The organism is Streptomyces sp. NPDC002867, assembly GCF_053591895.1.
This window is the reverse complement of record NZ_JBSFUR010000019.1, coordinates 122,690-137,639: the sequence shown is the minus strand read 5'-3', so window position 1 is coordinate 137,639 and position 14,950 is coordinate 122,690. Positions and strand designations below refer to the sequence as shown.

Below are 14,950 nucleotides of genomic sequence, written 5' to 3'. Positions count from 1 at the left end.
GCCGGGTTGCTCGGGGCCGGTGCCCCGAGCCGCCCCGCGCCTCGAACGTCCGAGGTGGGCCGGGTTGCCCGGGCTGGTGCCGCCGAGGCGCTCCGCGCCTCAATCGCCGGCGGGCCGGGTTGCTCGGGGCCGGTGCCCCGAGCCGCCCCGCGCCTCGAACGTCCGAGGTGGGCCGGGTTGCCCGGGCTGGTGCCGCCGAGGCGCTCCGGGGCTTGATCGCCGGCGGGGCCGGGTTGCCCGGGGCTGGCGCCCCGAGCCCCCCGCCTCGAACGCTTCGGGTGAAACGCTGCCGGGGCTAGCGCTTCAGTTCCGCGTAGGCCTCGTCGCTGCTGTCCTTGAGGAACTGCCAGCAGCGGTCCGCCTCCTCCCTCTCCTCGATCGCGTCGGCGGCACGCGCCAGAGCCGCCAGGCAGCGCAGGAAGCCGCGGTTGGCGCGGTGGCTGAAGGGGATCGGGCCGTGACCCTTCCAGCCCGCGCGGCGCAGGGCGTCGAGCCCGCGGTGGTACCCGGTGCGGGCGTAGGCGTAGGACTCCACCACACGCCCGGCCTCGAAGGCGTCGTCGGCCAGCATCGCCCACGCCAGGGAGAAGGTCGGGTGCGCGGCGGCGACCTCGGCAGGCGTCGCGGACTGCTCGGCGAGCATCCGGTAGGCCTCTTCGTTCTCCGGCAGGTGGGTCGGGGGCGGACCGCCGAGCAGGTTCTCGTGAAGGTTCATGGCTGAAGTCTGCCATCGGCGCACCGCACCCGGCCGGGCCAGGGAACCGCTGCCTCACAGGCCACGTCCTCCCGGGTACGATCGCACGCGCTGTCGATTTACTCGTCCGCAGCCGATGTACACCGCCGGAGCGGAGGCCCCACCCTCTCCCCCAGAAAAGCCGGCCGAACCAGGGGAGAGTTCTGTTTTGGGCAAGCGCGCCGCCACTGGACGCGGGCGTGGACGTGGCCGCCGGGCCCCGTCCCGCCGGGACCGGGCACGTCGCCGTCCGCTCGGCCCGCTCCTCGTGCTCGGCCTGATCGTCGGGATCCTGTCCATTGGCGGCGGCGCCGCCCTCGCCCACTGGCGCAGCGGTGGCACAGGCGCCGCGTCCGCGGCCCCGTCGCAGACGCCCCGCGCCGAACCGCTGATGTCCCCGGAGACCTCCCCCGAGACCTCTCCCGAGGATTCTCCCGAGGCCGACCCGAAGCCGTCCGTCTCCGCCTCGCCGCGCCCCGGCGTGACCGCGTCGCCCAAGGCGTCCCCGAAGGTGAGCGGGCCGCCGAACGTGCCCGCGTCCGGAGAGGGGACGTTCACCGCCGCGCAGGCCACCGGCGCGGCGGCCGGCACCGGCATGCTGCGCCGCTACAAGGTCGAGGTCGAGGACGGCATCGACCTGTCCGCGCGGCAGGCGGCGGCCGAGATCGAGGACATCCTCGCCCACCCCCGGGGCTGGGCCGCCCACGGCCGCGGCCGGTTCCAGCTCGTCTCGTCGGACGCCGACTTCGTCATCAGGATCGCCACCCCGGCCACCGCCGACCGGCTCTGCCTCGCCCAGGGCCTCAACACCCGCGGCGAGCTGAACTGCGAGACCGTCGAGGGCGTCGTCGTCAATCTGAAGCGGTGGATGCTGGGGTCGCCGACGTTCGCCGGGACACCCGCCGAGTACCGGCACCTGATCATCAACCACGAGGTGGGGCACGAGATCGGCATCCGGCAGCACATGGGCTGCCCCGGCCCGGGCCGCCCCGCGCCGGTGATGATGCAGCAGATCAAGGGCCTGAACGGCTGCGTCTCCAACGCCTGGCCCTACGACGAGGACGGGACGTATCTCACCGGACCGCCGGTGTGAACCTCGTCCTATGATGCCGGTGGGGACCGGGGCCCACACCGATCAGGAAGGGGCGGACCGCTACCCGGATTCGTCGAGGAGACAGCGATGTCACATGACGCCGCCCCGAATCTGGACTTCGCGGGCACTACTCCGTACGAGGACTACGTGCAGGCGGACGTCCTCACCCACCTCCAGCACCCCCGTTCGGACGACCCGGGCGAGATGGTCTTCCTGGTCACGACCCAGGTCATGGAGCTGTGGTTCACGGTGATCGTCCACGAATGGGAGACCGCGGCCCGCGCGCTGCGGGAGGACCGCGTCCCCGTGGCGATGGACGCGCTCAGGCGCTCCGTACGGGAGCTGGAGGCGCTGAACGCCTCCTGGCGGCCGATCGCCAACCTGACCCCGGCCCAGTTCAACGCCTACCGCGACGCGCTCGGCGAGGGCTCCGGCTTCCAGTCGGCCATGTACCGGCGCATGGAGTTCCTGCTCGGCGAGAAGTCCGCGTCGATGCTGGTGCCGCACCGCGGCGCACCGCGCGTGCACGCGGAGCTGGAGAAGGCCCTGCACGAGCCGAGTCTGTACGACGAGGTGCTCAGGCTGCTGGCGCGCCGGGGCCACGCGATACCGGCCGAGGTGCTGGAGCGGGACCTGTCGCAGAAGTACGAGCCGTCGGAGCAGGTCGAGCGGGCGTGGGCCGAGCTGTACGCCGCCGAGGACCAGGACTCCGAGCTGGTGCGCCTCGGCGAGGCGCTCACCGACGTCGGCGAGCTGGTGTGGCGATGGCGCAACGACCATCTCGTGGCGACGCGGCGGGCGATGGGCTCGAAGGTCGGCACGGGTGGTTCGGCGGGCGTGTCCTGGCTGGAGAAGCGGGCCCGCAAGAACGTCTTCCCCGAGCTGTGGACGGCGCGCAGCCATGTCTGAGTCGTTGGCCGGGAAGGCCGCGGCGCTGGACGCCGCAGACGAACTGGCCGCCGCGCGCAAGCTGTTCGCGCTCGACGAGGCCGTGTACCTGGACGGCAACTCGCTGGGCGCGCTGCCCGCGCACGTGCCGGCCCGCGTCGCCGATGTGGTGACGCGTCAGTGGGGCGAGCTGCGTATCCGTTCGTGGGACGAGAGCGGCTGGTGGACGGCGCCCGAGCGGATCGGCGACCGGATCGCGCCGCTGGTGGGCGCGGCGCCGGGGCAGATCGTGGTCGGCGACTCCACGAGTGTCAACGTCTTCAAGGCGGTGGTGGGCGCCGTGCGGCTCGTCGACGACCCGGCGCGTACGGACGTCCTGGTGGACGCCGGCACGTTCCCCACGGACGGGTACATCGCCGAGTCCGCCGCCCGGATGACCGGAAAGCAGCTGGTACTCGTCGACCCCGCGGACCTGCCCGCGGCCCTCGGGCCGACGACGGCGGTCGCGCTCGTCAATCACGTCGACTACCGCTCGGGCCGGCTCCACGACCTGCCCGGACTGACGGCGGCGATCCACGACGCGGGCGCGCTCGCGGTCTGGGACCTGTGCCACAGCGCGGGCGCGCTGCCGGTGGGGCTGGACGAGCACGGCGTGGACCTCGCGGTCGGCTGCACGTACAAGTACCTGAACGGCGGCCCCGGTTCACCGGCGTACCTGTACGTCGCCGAGCGCCATCAGGCCGGCTTCGACTCCCCGCTGCCGGGGTGGAACTCGCACACGGACCCGTTCGCGATGACTCTCGGCTACGAGGCCGCGCCCGGCGCGGTCCGGGGCCGGGTCGGCACCCCCGACATCCTGTCCATGCTGGCGCTGGAGGCGTCGCTCGACGTCTGGGACGGGGTCTCGATCGGCGCGGTACGGGCCAAGAGCCTGGCGCTGACGGACTTCTTCCTGGAGTGCGTCGAGGCGTACGTCCCGGCCGGGTCGGTGACCTCGCTGACTCCGGCGGCCCACGCGGAACGCGGCAGTCAGGTCGCGCTGCGCTGCGAGGACGCGCCGCGGGTGATGCGGGAGCTGATCGACCGCGGCGTGATCGGAGACCTGCGCCGCCCGGACGTCCTGCGGTTCGGCTTCACGCCGCTGTACGTGGGCTTCGGTGACGTGGAGCGGGCGGCGCGGGTGCTGTCGGAGGTGCTGCGGGGCTGACCGTCCGGGGGCGCTGCCCCCGGACCCTGGTGGGGCTGCGCCCCGAACCCCGGGCCGGACTGCCGCTGCGCGGGGCGCTTTCCCCACCCCGCCCCTTCCCGTAACCGGGGCAAGCCCCGGACCCCGTACCGGGCTCCGCCCGCACCCGTACCGCGCTCCGCGCGGTGTCCTCCAGCTCCCCCTTCGGCCTGGCGGCCGTTGGGGGGTGCCCCCTTCCCGTGACCGGGGCAAGCCCGCACCCGTACCGCGCTCCGCGCGGTGTCCTCCAGCTCCCCCTACGGCCTGGCGGCCGTTGGTGGGGTCCTCCCGGCGCAGCCAGGGGGAGTGCCCCAGACGGGCTGATGTGCCGCAGGCAGATCCAGCCTCGTCGGCGATTGACGCGCGGGGGCCCGGGGCAGCGGCCCCGCAAGCCGCCCGCCAGGGCGGTACGGGGCCTGGGGCGGCGCCCCGGTTTCGGGATGGGGCCTCCCACGGCCGCCGGGCCGTAGGGGAAGGGGCGGGGTGGGGGCAAGCGCGGGCAGCGACCCGGCGGCCCCGCCGTAACTGGTAGCGTCCGCGCTGGTCAGGTTGAATACGCCACACCTGCGGGACTGTTGGAGCAGCACATGCCGGACCCCGTCGCCCGTGACGCCGCCGAGGAAGAGTCGGCGTTCTCGCATCCTGCCGTCGCGCCGGACGCGTCCGTCGCCTACGGGGAGCATCCCGATCAGGTCGTCGACTTCTACGCGCCGCGCGACGGCCGGGCCGGCGCCCCGCTCGTGGTGCTGCTGCACGGCGGGGCCTGGCGGGCGCCGTACGACCGGCAGCACGTCACCCCGTTCGCGGACTTCCTCGCCCGCCGCGGGCTCGCCGTCGCCAACGTCGAGTACCGGCGCGGGCGCGAGATCCCGCAGCAGCGCGGGACCGGGCCCGTCGCGGGACGGTGGCCGGAGACGTTCGACGACGTCGCCGCCGCCCTGGACGCGCTGCCGGACCTCGCCCGGCGCGCCCTGCCGCAGGCGGACCCGCGGCGCACCGTCGTCACCGGGCACTCCGCGGGCGGGCAGCTCGCGCTGTGGGCCGCCGCCCGGCACGTCCTGCCGGCCGGTTCGCCGTGGCGGCTGCCCGCGCCGCCCGCCCTGCGCGGCGTCGTCGCGCTCGCCCCGATCGCCGACTTCGCGCTCGCCGTCGGGCTCGACGTGTGCGGCGGCGCGGTGCGCCAACTGCTGGGTGCCGCAGGCGAGTACGAACAGCGGGCCGCGCACACCGACCCGGCCGTCCTGTTGCCCACGGGCATCGCGACGGTTGTCGTCCAGGGCCGCACGGACATCGTCGTGCCGCAGGCGGTGAGCGAGGCGTTCGTCGACGCCGCGGCGAAGGCGGGCGAGACCGTCGGGCTGACCCTGCTGGAGGAGGTCGGGCACTTCCCGCTCATCGACCCGGCCGCGGACGCCTGCGCCGTCGTGGCCGAGGAGATCGCCCAACTCGCCTGGTGAACAGGGACGGTGCTTGCGGACAGAAGCTGACCGCAACCCTTCCTACGGTCTTCCCATGACGAATCTCGTGACCGGAGCAACCGGAACCGTCGGCCGCCAGGTGGTCGCCGAACTGCTGCGCCGCGGACACTCCGTCCGTGCCCTGACCCGCGACCCCGGCAAGGCCGACTTCCCCGCCGGGGTGGAGGTCGTCCGGGGCGACCTCACCGACCCCGCCACGCTCGCCGCCGCGCTCCAGGGCGTGACCGGCCTGCACCTGATCACCTTCGGCGGCCCGTACTTCGCCCCGCTGGAGACCGGCCCGCGCATCCTGGAACTCGCCCGCGAGGCCGGCGTGCGGCGGATCACCGTGCTGCACGGCGGCGGCCCCAGCCTGCTGGAGGACGCGGTGCGGGCGGGGGAGATCCCGTGGACCGTGCTGATGCCGGTGGAGTTCATGGGCAACGCCCTGGAGTGGGCCGACGGCGTACGCACGGCCGACGAGGTGCGCGAGCCGTTCACCGACCGGCTCAGTGCCATGGTCCACGAGGCCGACATCGGCGCGGTCGCGGCCGTCGCCCTGACCGAGGACGGCCACGGCGGACAGGAGTACGTGATCACCGGGCCCGAGGTGCTGACCCTGAAGGACAAGACGGAGACGCTGGCCGCCGCGCGCGGACGCGCGATCCGGCTCGTCGAGCTGACCGAAGAGGAGGCCGTCGGCCGGTGGCGCGCCTCCGGTCTGGCCGACGACGTGATCGGTTTCCTGCTGGAGGCGTACGGGAACACCCCGCCGGTGGGCCGCACCGTCGTCCCCACCGTCGAGAAGGTGACGGGCCGGCCGGCCAGGACGTTCACCGAGTGGGCCGCCGAGCACGCGGACGCCTTCCGGGCCTGACCGGCGCCCCTACCCGTCATACCTGAGAGCTACGCGGCACGTGCGCTCTCGCGCGGGACGCCGGCCTACGGACCGGATTCCTAACGTCCTTTCCGGATCAGCGATTCGGACCGGAAGGAATCCCCATGGCGTCCCGCCTGCGCCGCACCCTGCTCGCCGCGCTCCTCGCCGCGGCCGTGGCCGTCCCGGTGTCGGCCGCGGCGAGGCCGTCCGCCGTCCCGGCGCCCGAGCCGGCCGCCCTCGCACCGCTCAGCGCCGCCGAACTGCCCGCCCTGGACGCCCGGTACGCCATCACGCGGGCCGGCATCCGCGCCGCGGCCCGCGTCGCGGACGGCCACGAAGACCACCGGCGGGCCCGCGCGCTGCGGGCGATGGCGGCGGACGGGCAGTTCCTCACGTTCGACGGGCGCGACGGGGGCCGCGCCGCCGAGGTGTTCGGCGACCTCGCGCGCGCCGACCGCGTCACCGTCCTCGTGCCGGGCTCGGACACCCATCTCGACACGTACGCACGCTTCCGCGCCGGGGCCGCCGCGCTCCACCGCGCCCTGCGCGGCACCGGCGCGGACCGTACGGCGGTCGTCGCCTGGCTCGGGTACGCCACCCCGACGACCGTCGGCACCGACGCCCTGACCAGCAGCCGCGCCGACGAGGCGGCGGACGAACTCGCCGCGTTCGTCGGCGAACTGCGCGCCGCCAAGGGCGCGGCCCCCGTGTCGCTCCTGTGCCACTCCTACGGCTCCGTCGTCTGCGCCCGCGCCGCCCACCGCCCGAAGACCGAGGCGGTCACCGACATCGCCCTCTTCGGCAGTCCCGGCACCGGAGCCGACTCCGCCGCCGCCCTGCGCACCCGCGCCACCGTCTGGGCCGGGCGCGGCGACGACGACTGGATCGCCGGCGTCCCGCACGTACGGGTCGAACTCCTCGGCACCGAGGTCGGTTTCGGCACGGACCCCGTGGCGGACGCGTTCGGCGCCCGGGTCTTCGACGCGGGCGGCGGCGGCCACAGCGACTACCTGCGGCCAGGCTCCACCGCGCTGCGCAACCTCGCGCTGATCGCCGCCGGCCGTACCGCGGAGCTGTCCCGTGCCTGACCCGCGCGGCCTCGTCCGCCGCATCGACGCCGCGACCCCGCCGGGCAGGGACCGGGCCGTGGACGCGCTGCGAGCCTTCGCCATCACCGGCGTCGTCCTGGGGCACTGGCTGGTCACCGCGCTCGTCGCGGACGGCGGGACGCTGCACGGCGACTCCCCGGTACGTCACATGCCCGAACTGGCGCCCCTCTACGGGGCGTTGCAGACCCTCGCCGTCTTCTTCATGGTCGGCGGATACGAGGCCGCCCGCAGCCGGGCTTCGTACCCCGGCGGCCATCTCGACTGGCTGCGCTCCCGGCTCGCCCGTCTGTTCCGTCCCGTGGCCGCCCTGCTCGGGCTGTGGGCCGTCGTGTCCGCCGGCACGCTGGCCGCGGGGACCGGGACCGCGACCGTGAGCACCCTGCTGGGCCTCGCCCTGTCCCCGCTGTGGTTCCTGCTGGTGTTCGCCGCGCTGACCGCGGCGACCCCGCTCGTCGCCCGCCTGCATCCGCTGTGGCCCCTCGCCGTCGTGCTGCACGTGGACCTGCTCCGCTTCGGCTTCGGCGCGCCCGCCTCCCTGGGCTGGGTCAATGTCGCGGCCGGCTGGCTCGTCCCGTACTGCCTCGGCACCGCCTGGGCCCGCCGGGAGCCGGGCAGAGGGGTGCGCTGGGCGCTGCTGCTGGGCGGCGCGGCGGCCACGGCCGCGCTCGTCGCGTGGGCCGGATACCCGGCGTCCATGGTCGGCGTCCCGGGCGCGCCCGTCTCCAACCTCAACCCGCCCACTCTCGCCGCCGTCACCTTCGGCCTGGCCCAGTGCGGCGCCGCCCTGCTGCTGCTCGGCCCGCTGCGCCGCGCTCTGAGAAGGCCCGCCGCCTGGGCGGCCGTCGCCCTGCTCAACCTCTGCGCCATGACCGTCTTCCTGTGGCACCAGACCGCCCTGATGGCGGTCACGGCCACCGGGCTGTCCCTCGGCCGGTTGCCCGGTCTGCACACCGTGCCCGACGACGGTGGCTGGGTGCTCGCCCGGCTCGCCTGGCTGCCGGTCTTCACGCTCGTCCTGCTGGTGTGCCGGGCGGTCTTCCACCCGTACGAAGCGGGCCGCACGCGGCCGCACGAACGGGGCCGCCCGCGTCGCGCGTCGCGTGTGGTGCGGGCGCATCGCGCGGACCGGAACGCGGCGGCGGATGTGCACGGCGGTGTCTAGGGTGGGGCGTGTGACGACCACGGGGCCCCAACTCGCCTTCCCGCAAGGCGTTCTGAGCTGGCTGCGGGTGCTGTGGGAGGGGCTGTGGACCTTCCGGTCGGATCCGCTGCCGCCCCTCGTCTGGTTGCGCTGGCTCCCGCACGGTCTGCTCTGCATCGCCGCGTTCGGGATCACGTTCGGCGGTGTGGCACAGCTTGTGGGCGACGGCGGTCTCGGCCCCCAGCTCGGCTTCCTGATCGGGCTCGCTCAGGGCGGTGCGGTGGCGCTCGCGCTGCGACGGCCGGTCGCGGCGTGGTGGCTGTCGACGGCGGCCATGGCGGTGGGCGCCGTCCTGGTGCGCCACCAGCTGTTGAAAGGCAACGCACACGACTTCCCCTGGCCCTGGACAGCGGCCGGGATCCTGGGGCACACGGCCGTGCTGCTGCTGCTCGCCCTGCGGGTGCGCACCCGGGTGTCCGCGGCGGCACTGGTCCTGACGGCGTTCCTCACCTACGCCGTCCAGGGCCTGCTGGGCGCGGCCGACCACCAGTCCACCGGGGTGGTCGCGGTCGTCCTGTGCACGGTCGTCGTGCTGCTCGGCACAGCCCTGCGCGGCCGCCGCCAGGCGCGTGCCGCACTCGTCGAGCAGGAGGTGCTGACCGCGGAGGAGCGCACCCGGCGCACCGTGCTGGAGGAACGCAACCGCATCGCCCGCGAGCTGCACGACGTCGTCGCCCACCACATGTCGGTGATCTCGATCCAGGCCCAGGTCGCGCCCCACCTGGTGAAGGAGCCCACCGACGAGCTGAAGGAGAACCTGGCGGGCATACGGCAGAACGCGCTCGACGCGCTCACCGAACTCCGCCGCGTCCTCGGCGTCCTGCGCTCGGAGAACCCGGAGGCGTCCGAGTCCGCCCCGCACGCCCCGCTGCCCACGCTGGCCCGCCTCGACGCTCTCGTCGAGAACGCGCGGGCCGCCGGGCTGACCGTCGACTGCGCCTCGACGGGACAGCCGCGCCCGCTCACACCGGGCGTGGAACTGTCCGCGTTCCGGATCGTCCAGGAGGCGCTGAGCAACGCCATCCGGCACGCGCCCGGCACGACGGTGCGGATCGAGCTCGCCTTCTCGCCGCCCGGCCTGGGCGTCCGGGTCGCCAACACCGCGCCCCGCGTCCCCGCCCCGCGTTCACCGGGCGCCGGACACGGGTTGCTGGGCATGCGCGAGCGGGCCGCCATGCTCGGCGGCGACCTCGCGACCGGGCCCACACCGGACGGGGGCTACGAGGTGACGGCCTTCCTGCCGGGAGACACACCTGCCAAGGGGGAGACGGAAGAGTGACGATCCGCGTGCTGATCGCCGACGACCAGATGATGGTCCGGCAGGGTTTCACGGTGCTGCTGAACGCCGAGCCCGGCATCGAGGTCGTCGGTCAGGCCGTCGACGGTCTCGACGCCGTGGCCCGGGCCGGCGAGCTGCGGCCCGACGTGGTGCTGATGGACATCCGCATGCCCGAGCTCGGCGGCATCGAGGCCACCCGCCGCGTCACCGCGGACGACCCGGCGACGAAGGTGCTCGTGCTGACCACCTTCGACCTCGACGAGTACGTCTACGAGGCGCTGCGCGCGGGCGCGTCCGGATTCCTGCTCAAGGACGCGTCGGCCGAGGAACTCGCGCACGCCGTGCGGGTCGTGGCCGCCGGGGACGCGCTGCTCTCCCCGAACATCACCAAGCGGCTGATCACCGAGTTCTCCCGGACGACCGGGTCGCCGCGCGCCCCGCTCAAGGAGCGCGTCGGCGATCTGACCGAACGCGAGACGGAGGTGCTGTCCCTGATCGCCCAGGGCCTGTCCAACGCGGAGATAGCCCGGTCCCTCGTGGTCGCCGAGCAGACCGTGAAGACCCACGTGAGCCGGGTTCTTGTGAAACTCGGCCTGCGCGACCGCACCCAGGCGGCGGTCTTCGCGTACGAGACGGGCCTGGTGCGTCCGGCCGGCTACTGAGCGCGTCGCCCCAGGTAGTCCTCAGGGCGGATGCCGCGGGATCCATAACGATGCTGACGACCGCCGCCGCCGCTCCGCTTACCTTTCTCACGTGACCGAGAAGACCCGCAGCCTCGAGTACCGCCTGGCCCAAGGGGCACTCAGCGGCCTCCGCCAGGACCTTTGCCACGACACGTTCGCCTACCGCCCGCTGGCGCCGCTGCGCGGCGACGGGCCGCTGGTACGGCGGCTTCCCGGCGGGCGGATACGCGCGCTCGCCGTGTGGCTGCCGCACGCCGTGGTGCTGTTCACCGCCTTCTGCACGCTGCTTCTCGCGGGCGCCGCCGGGGACGGCGAGTTCGGCAGCCTCCTGCTCGGGCTCGTCCCGGCCGGCGCGGTGGCCATGACGCTGATCAGGCCGGTCGGTGCCTGGTGGGTGTCGCTGGTGAGCACTCCGTTCGTGGGGGTCCTGGGCGGGCCCTGGGGCGACTGGCCCTGGACGCCCGCGGGATTCCTGTCCCACTTCGCGGTGATGGTCGTGGTCGCACTGCGGACCCGGCCGCGCACGGCCGGCTGGATGTGGCTGATCACCGCCGGGTACGGGGCGTTCTCCGACAGCGTCTTCAGCCGCGGCTACAGCAGCAACGCACCCGCGATGCTCTTCACCTCCGCTGTGGCCCTGCTGGTCGTGAGCATGTTCCTGACCCGGCGCGAGGCGAAGCAGGAGGTCGCCGCGCAGCAGACCGTGACCGCCGTGGAGCGCGACCGGCGCACGCTCTTGGAGGAGCGCACGACCATCGCCCGCGAGCTGCACGACGTGGTCGCGCACCACATGTCGGTCGTCGCGATCCAGGCCGAGGCCGCGCCCTACCGGGTGGAGAACCCGCCGGAGGAGCTGGAGCGGGCGTTCGCCACCATCCGCGAGAACGCGGTGGCCGCGCTGACCGAGCTGCGCCGCATCCTCGGCGTCGTACGGGCGGAGGACTACGAGGCGCCGGACGCGCCGCAGCCGATGCTCAGTGACCTCGACAACCTGATCGCCAACGTCCGCGACGCGGGGCTGGAGACGGAGAAGACGGTCACGGGAGCGGTGCGCGAGCTGCCCCAGGGCGTCGAGCTGTCCGCGTACCGGATCATCCAGGAGGCGCTCAGCAACGCCCTGCGGCACGCCCCGGGTTCCACCGCCAGGATCGAGATCTCCTACGTACTGGGCGGCCTGGGCCTGCGCGTGGTGAACACCGCGCCCCAGGGCCTCGTCAGTCCCGCCCGTCGCCCGACCACCGCCCCTGAACGAGGGCTTCGCCCGCCCCTTTCGAGGGGCGCGGGCCACGGCATCACGGGCATGCGGGAACGTGTGACGATGCTGAACGGCGAGATGACCGCCGAGCCGACCGAGGAGGGCGGCTACGAGGTGACCGCCTTCATCCCCGTCGCCGCGACCCCCGCCCAGGAGCTGTCATGACGATCCGCGTGCTCATCGTCGACGACCAGGCCATGGTCCGGGAGGGCTTCTCGGTCCTGCTGAACGCCATGCCCGACATCGAGGTCGTCGGCGAGGCGGTCAACGGTCGCGAGGCGGTGCGCCGGGTCGCCGAGCTGGCGCCCGAGGTCGTCCTGATGGACATCCGCATGCCGGAGCTGAACGGCATCGACGCCACGCGCGAGATCGTCGCCGCCGACAGCGGGGCGAAGGTGCTGGTGCTGACGACGTTCGATCTGGACGAGTATGTGTACCAGGCGCTGCGCGCCGGGGCGTCCGGCTTCCTGCTGAAGGACGCCTCGGCCCGGCAGCTCGCCGACGGCGTCCGCGTGGTCGCGGCGGGTGAGGCGCTGCTCGCACCGACGGTCACGCGACGGCTGATCACCGAGTTCTCCCGGCTCGCCGAGACCCCGCGCCCGGCCGCGATGACCCAGGTCGGTGACCTGACCGAACGCGAGACGGAGGTGCTGGTGCTGATCGCGCAGGGCCTGTCGAACGCGGAGATCGCCTCGCACCTGGTCGTCGCTGAGTCCACGATCAAGACGCACGTGAGCCGGGTTCTTGTGAAGCTCGGCCTGCGCGACCGCACCCAGGCGGCGGTGTTCGCGTACGAGGCGAGGCTGGTCACGCCGTCGTAGGCGGGGTTAGCGTCCCGTCATGGACGTACCGTTCGAGCCCTGGTCCCCCGCCTTCGCCGCCGACCCGTACCCGGCCCTCGCCGAGCTGCGGGCACGGGGGCGGGTGCACTGGTTCGAGCCGACGCGGCAGTTCCTGGTCCCGCACCACGCCGATGTGTCGGCGCTGCTGCGGGACCGGCGGCTGGGGCGCACGTATCTGCACCGCTTCACGCACGAGGAGTTCGGGCGTACGCCGCCGCCCGCCGCGCACGAGCCGTTCCACACACTCAACGACCACGGGCTGCTGGACCTGGAGGCCCCGGACCACACCCGGATCAGGCGCCTGGTGACGACGGCGTTCACGCCCCGGACCGTGCAGGCGCTGGAACCGGTGGTGCGCCGGCTGGCGGCGGACCTGGTCGCGGACCTCAGGCGCGCGGGCGGGGGAGACCTGGTGGCCGACGTCGCGGAGCCGCTGCCGGTCGCGGTGATCGCGGAGATGCTCGGCGTCCCCGCGTCGGACCGGGGCCTGCTGCGGCCGTGGTCGGCGGACATCTGCGGGATGTACGAGCTGAACCCGTCCGAGGAGACGGCGGCGCGGGCGGTGCGGGCGTCGCTCGAATTCAGCGCGTACCTGCGGGAGTTGATCGCGGTGCGGCGGGCGGATCCGGGCGACGACCTGATCTCCGCGCTGATCTCGGCGCACGCGGAGGGGGACCGGCTCAGTGAGCAGGAGATGATCTCCACGTGCGTGCTGCTGCTCAACGCGGGCCACGAGGCGACGGTGAACACGACGGCCAACGGCTGGTGGACGCTCTTCCGCCACCCCGAGCAGCTGGCGGCGCTGCGGGCGGACCACTCGATGCTGTCCACAGCTGTGGAAGAGCTGATGCGGTACGACACGCCGCTCCAGCTCTTCGAGCGCTGGGTGCTGGACGACATCGAGATCGACGGGACGGTGGTCCCGCGCGGCTCCGAACTGGCGCTGCTCTTCGGCTCCGCGAACCGCGACGAAGCGCGCTTCCCGCGCGCGGACGCCCTGGACCTGGCCCGCGCCGACAACCCGCACGTGAGCTTCGGCGCGGGCATCCACTACTGCCTGGGCGCACCGCTGGCCCGCCTGGAACTCTCGGCGTCGTTCGGCGAACTGCTGCGGGAGGCGCCGGGGATGAGGCCGGTGTCGGAACCGGAGTGGCGGGAGGGTTTCGTGATCAGGGGCCTGAGGGAGCTGCGCGTGGAGCTGTGACGCTCCCCGTCCCGTCACCGAGGCGTCGCCCCCGGTCCCGTGGCCCTGCGCGCTGGGGGGCGCGCGGGCTGCGCCCCGGGTCCGTACCGTGCTTCGCGCCGGGCCCGCGGCCACACCCCGCACACCAGCACCGCGACCGGCTCTACGACCCGTCCTGACGGCCCTCCGCCCAGGTCTCCGCCCCGGCGGTCACCGGCAGCGTCAGACCCCACGCCCCCGGCCGGACCGTCCAGGTGCGGGTGCGGACCGGGCCCGTCACATGGGTGTCCGCGCGGTAGCGGAAGTCCGGGCCGGACACCGTCACCGTGAGGGCGCTCGTGCGGACCGCCTCCGTGGCCGAGAGGTGCCGGATCAGGACCTCCGCGCGGCCGTCGCGGTCCGCCCGGACCGACACGGCCTCGACCGGACGGTCCAGGTCCGCCAGCAGGACCCCGTCGGCCTCCACACGCAGCCGGTGCGCGCGGGCCGCCGGGCCCGCCGGGGCCGGGCGCACCAGGGTGCGGACCAGGGACCGGCAGGCGTTCCACACGGACGCCTCCGCCCGTGCCACCGCCCGCGCCGCCGGGATCGACAGGCCGCCCAGCACCACACCGTCGGACTCGTCGACCAGCAGGTCCAGCCGGCGCACCACGCCGTCCAGCACCGCCCGCGCCGCCGCGACCGGCCCGGCCGGCACGCCGAGCGAGTGCGCCAGCTGCACCGAGGCGCCCACCGGGATCAGCCCCAGCGCGCCGTCGCCGAGCCGGCGGTCGCGGTGCAGCAGGGCGACGGCGCGCAGCAGGGCGCGGTCGTCGCCGACCACGACGGGCCTGCGGTGACCCCTCCGGGCGAGCGCCCGCGCGAATTCCTCCGGCCCTTCGGGGAGACAGATTTTCGCCTCCGAGCCGCCGCACAGCACATCTTTCGCGATGCGCACGGACTCGCCGTCCATTCGGCGGGCGACCGGGTCGATGACCACCAGCAGCTGGTCGTGATCCGACACCTCGGTCCTTCCTCGGGTAGCATCTTTGTGCAAGAGCCCCTTGCGCTATTGCGCCAGGGGCTTCGTCTATTCCGGGGCAACCGGTCCGAATACTCAGGTACGGCTTCGGCCCCCTGACC

14 protein-coding genes are annotated in these 14,950 nt (G+C 74.1%); 12 read left to right on the top strand and 2 right to left on the bottom strand.

Going from position 1 to position 14,950, the window contains the following annotated elements; all coding sequences use genetic code 11:
* Positions 1-295: 295 nt before the first annotated feature.
* Positions 296-715: a DUF3151 domain-containing protein gene (locus ACWD0A_RS20030; protein ID WP_451299845.1), complete on the bottom strand. Its 420-nt coding sequence runs from the start codon at positions 713-715 to the stop codon at positions 296-298.
* Positions 716-1,001: 286 nt separating this feature from the next.
* On the opposite strand from ACWD0A_RS20030, the gene ACWD0A_RS20025 reads away from it, so the two are divergent.
* The 12 genes from ACWD0A_RS20025 (at position 1,002) to ACWD0A_RS19970 (ending at position 13,849) form a co-directional block, all read left to right on the top strand.
* Positions 1,002-1,826: a DUF3152 domain-containing protein gene (locus tag ACWD0A_RS20025; RefSeq protein ID WP_451299843.1), complete on the top strand. Its 825-nt coding sequence runs from the start codon at positions 1,002-1,004 to the stop codon at positions 1,824-1,826.
* Between the two features lie 87 nt (positions 1,827-1,913).
* Positions 1,914-2,735 (top strand): tryptophan 2,3-dioxygenase family protein, encoded by an 822-nt coding sequence (locus tag ACWD0A_RS20020; protein ID WP_177149706.1) that lies wholly within the window; start codon positions 1,914-1,916, stop codon positions 2,733-2,735.
* Positions 2,728-3,921 carry a kynureninase gene (gene kynU, locus ACWD0A_RS20015; RefSeq protein ID WP_451299841.1) on the top strand — a complete coding sequence of 398 codons (1,194 nt, stop codon included), beginning with the start codon at positions 2,728-2,730 and terminating at the stop codon, positions 3,919-3,921. Before ACWD0A_RS20020 ends, kynU begins: the two co-directional genes overlap by 8 nt.
* A gap of 605 nt (positions 3,922-4,526) precedes the next feature.
* Positions 4,527-5,396 (top strand): alpha/beta hydrolase, encoded by an 870-nt coding sequence (locus ACWD0A_RS20010; protein WP_451299839.1) that lies wholly within the window; start codon positions 4,527-4,529, stop codon positions 5,394-5,396.
* A 55-nt stretch (positions 5,397-5,451) separates the two neighbouring features.
* Positions 5,452-6,273 carry an SDR family oxidoreductase gene (locus ACWD0A_RS20005; RefSeq protein ID WP_451299837.1) on the top strand — a complete coding sequence of 274 codons (822 nt, stop codon included), beginning with the start codon at positions 5,452-5,454 and terminating at the stop codon, positions 6,271-6,273.
* Positions 6,274-6,398: 125 nt separating this feature from the next.
* Positions 6,399-7,364 (top strand): alpha/beta hydrolase, encoded by a 966-nt coding sequence (locus tag ACWD0A_RS20000; protein ID WP_451299835.1) that lies wholly within the window; start codon positions 6,399-6,401, stop codon positions 7,362-7,364.
* Positions 7,357-8,547 (top strand): acyltransferase family protein, encoded by a 1,191-nt coding sequence (locus ACWD0A_RS19995; RefSeq protein WP_451299833.1) that lies wholly within the window; start codon positions 7,357-7,359, stop codon positions 8,545-8,547. The genes ACWD0A_RS20000 and ACWD0A_RS19995 overlap by 8 nt, the downstream gene beginning before the upstream one ends.
* Complete coding sequence (locus tag ACWD0A_RS19990) at positions 8,540-9,865, top strand: sensor histidine kinase (RefSeq protein WP_451299831.1); 1,326 nt, start codon at positions 8,540-8,542, stop codon at positions 9,863-9,865. Before ACWD0A_RS19995 ends, ACWD0A_RS19990 begins: the two co-directional genes overlap by 8 nt.
* A complete protein-coding gene (locus ACWD0A_RS19985; protein ID WP_451299829.1) occupies positions 9,862-10,527 on the top strand; it encodes a response regulator in 666 nt (221 codons plus the stop codon). Before ACWD0A_RS19990 ends, ACWD0A_RS19985 begins: the two co-directional genes overlap by 4 nt.
* A 91-nt stretch (positions 10,528-10,618) precedes the next feature.
* On the top strand, positions 10,619-11,968 hold the full coding sequence (locus tag ACWD0A_RS19980) for a sensor histidine kinase (protein ID WP_451299827.1): 1,350 nt from the start codon (positions 10,619-10,621) through the stop codon (positions 11,966-11,968).
* Complete coding sequence (locus ACWD0A_RS19975; protein ID WP_307714364.1) at positions 11,965-12,624, top strand: response regulator; 660 nt, start codon at positions 11,965-11,967, stop codon at positions 12,622-12,624. Before ACWD0A_RS19980 ends, ACWD0A_RS19975 begins: the two co-directional genes overlap by 4 nt.
* Positions 12,625-12,643: 19 nt before the next feature.
* Complete coding sequence (locus ACWD0A_RS19970; RefSeq protein ID WP_451299825.1) at positions 12,644-13,849, top strand: cytochrome P450; 1,206 nt, start codon at positions 12,644-12,646, stop codon at positions 13,847-13,849.
* 142 nt (positions 13,850-13,991) lie between these two features.
* Here ACWD0A_RS19970 and ACWD0A_RS19965 read toward each other — a convergent pair whose 3' ends face one another.
* Positions 13,992-14,831 carry a diacylglycerol kinase gene (locus ACWD0A_RS19965; protein ID WP_451299823.1) on the bottom strand — a complete coding sequence of 280 codons (840 nt, stop codon included), beginning with the start codon at positions 14,829-14,831 and terminating at the stop codon, positions 13,992-13,994.
* Positions 14,832-14,950: the final 119 nt, after the last annotated feature.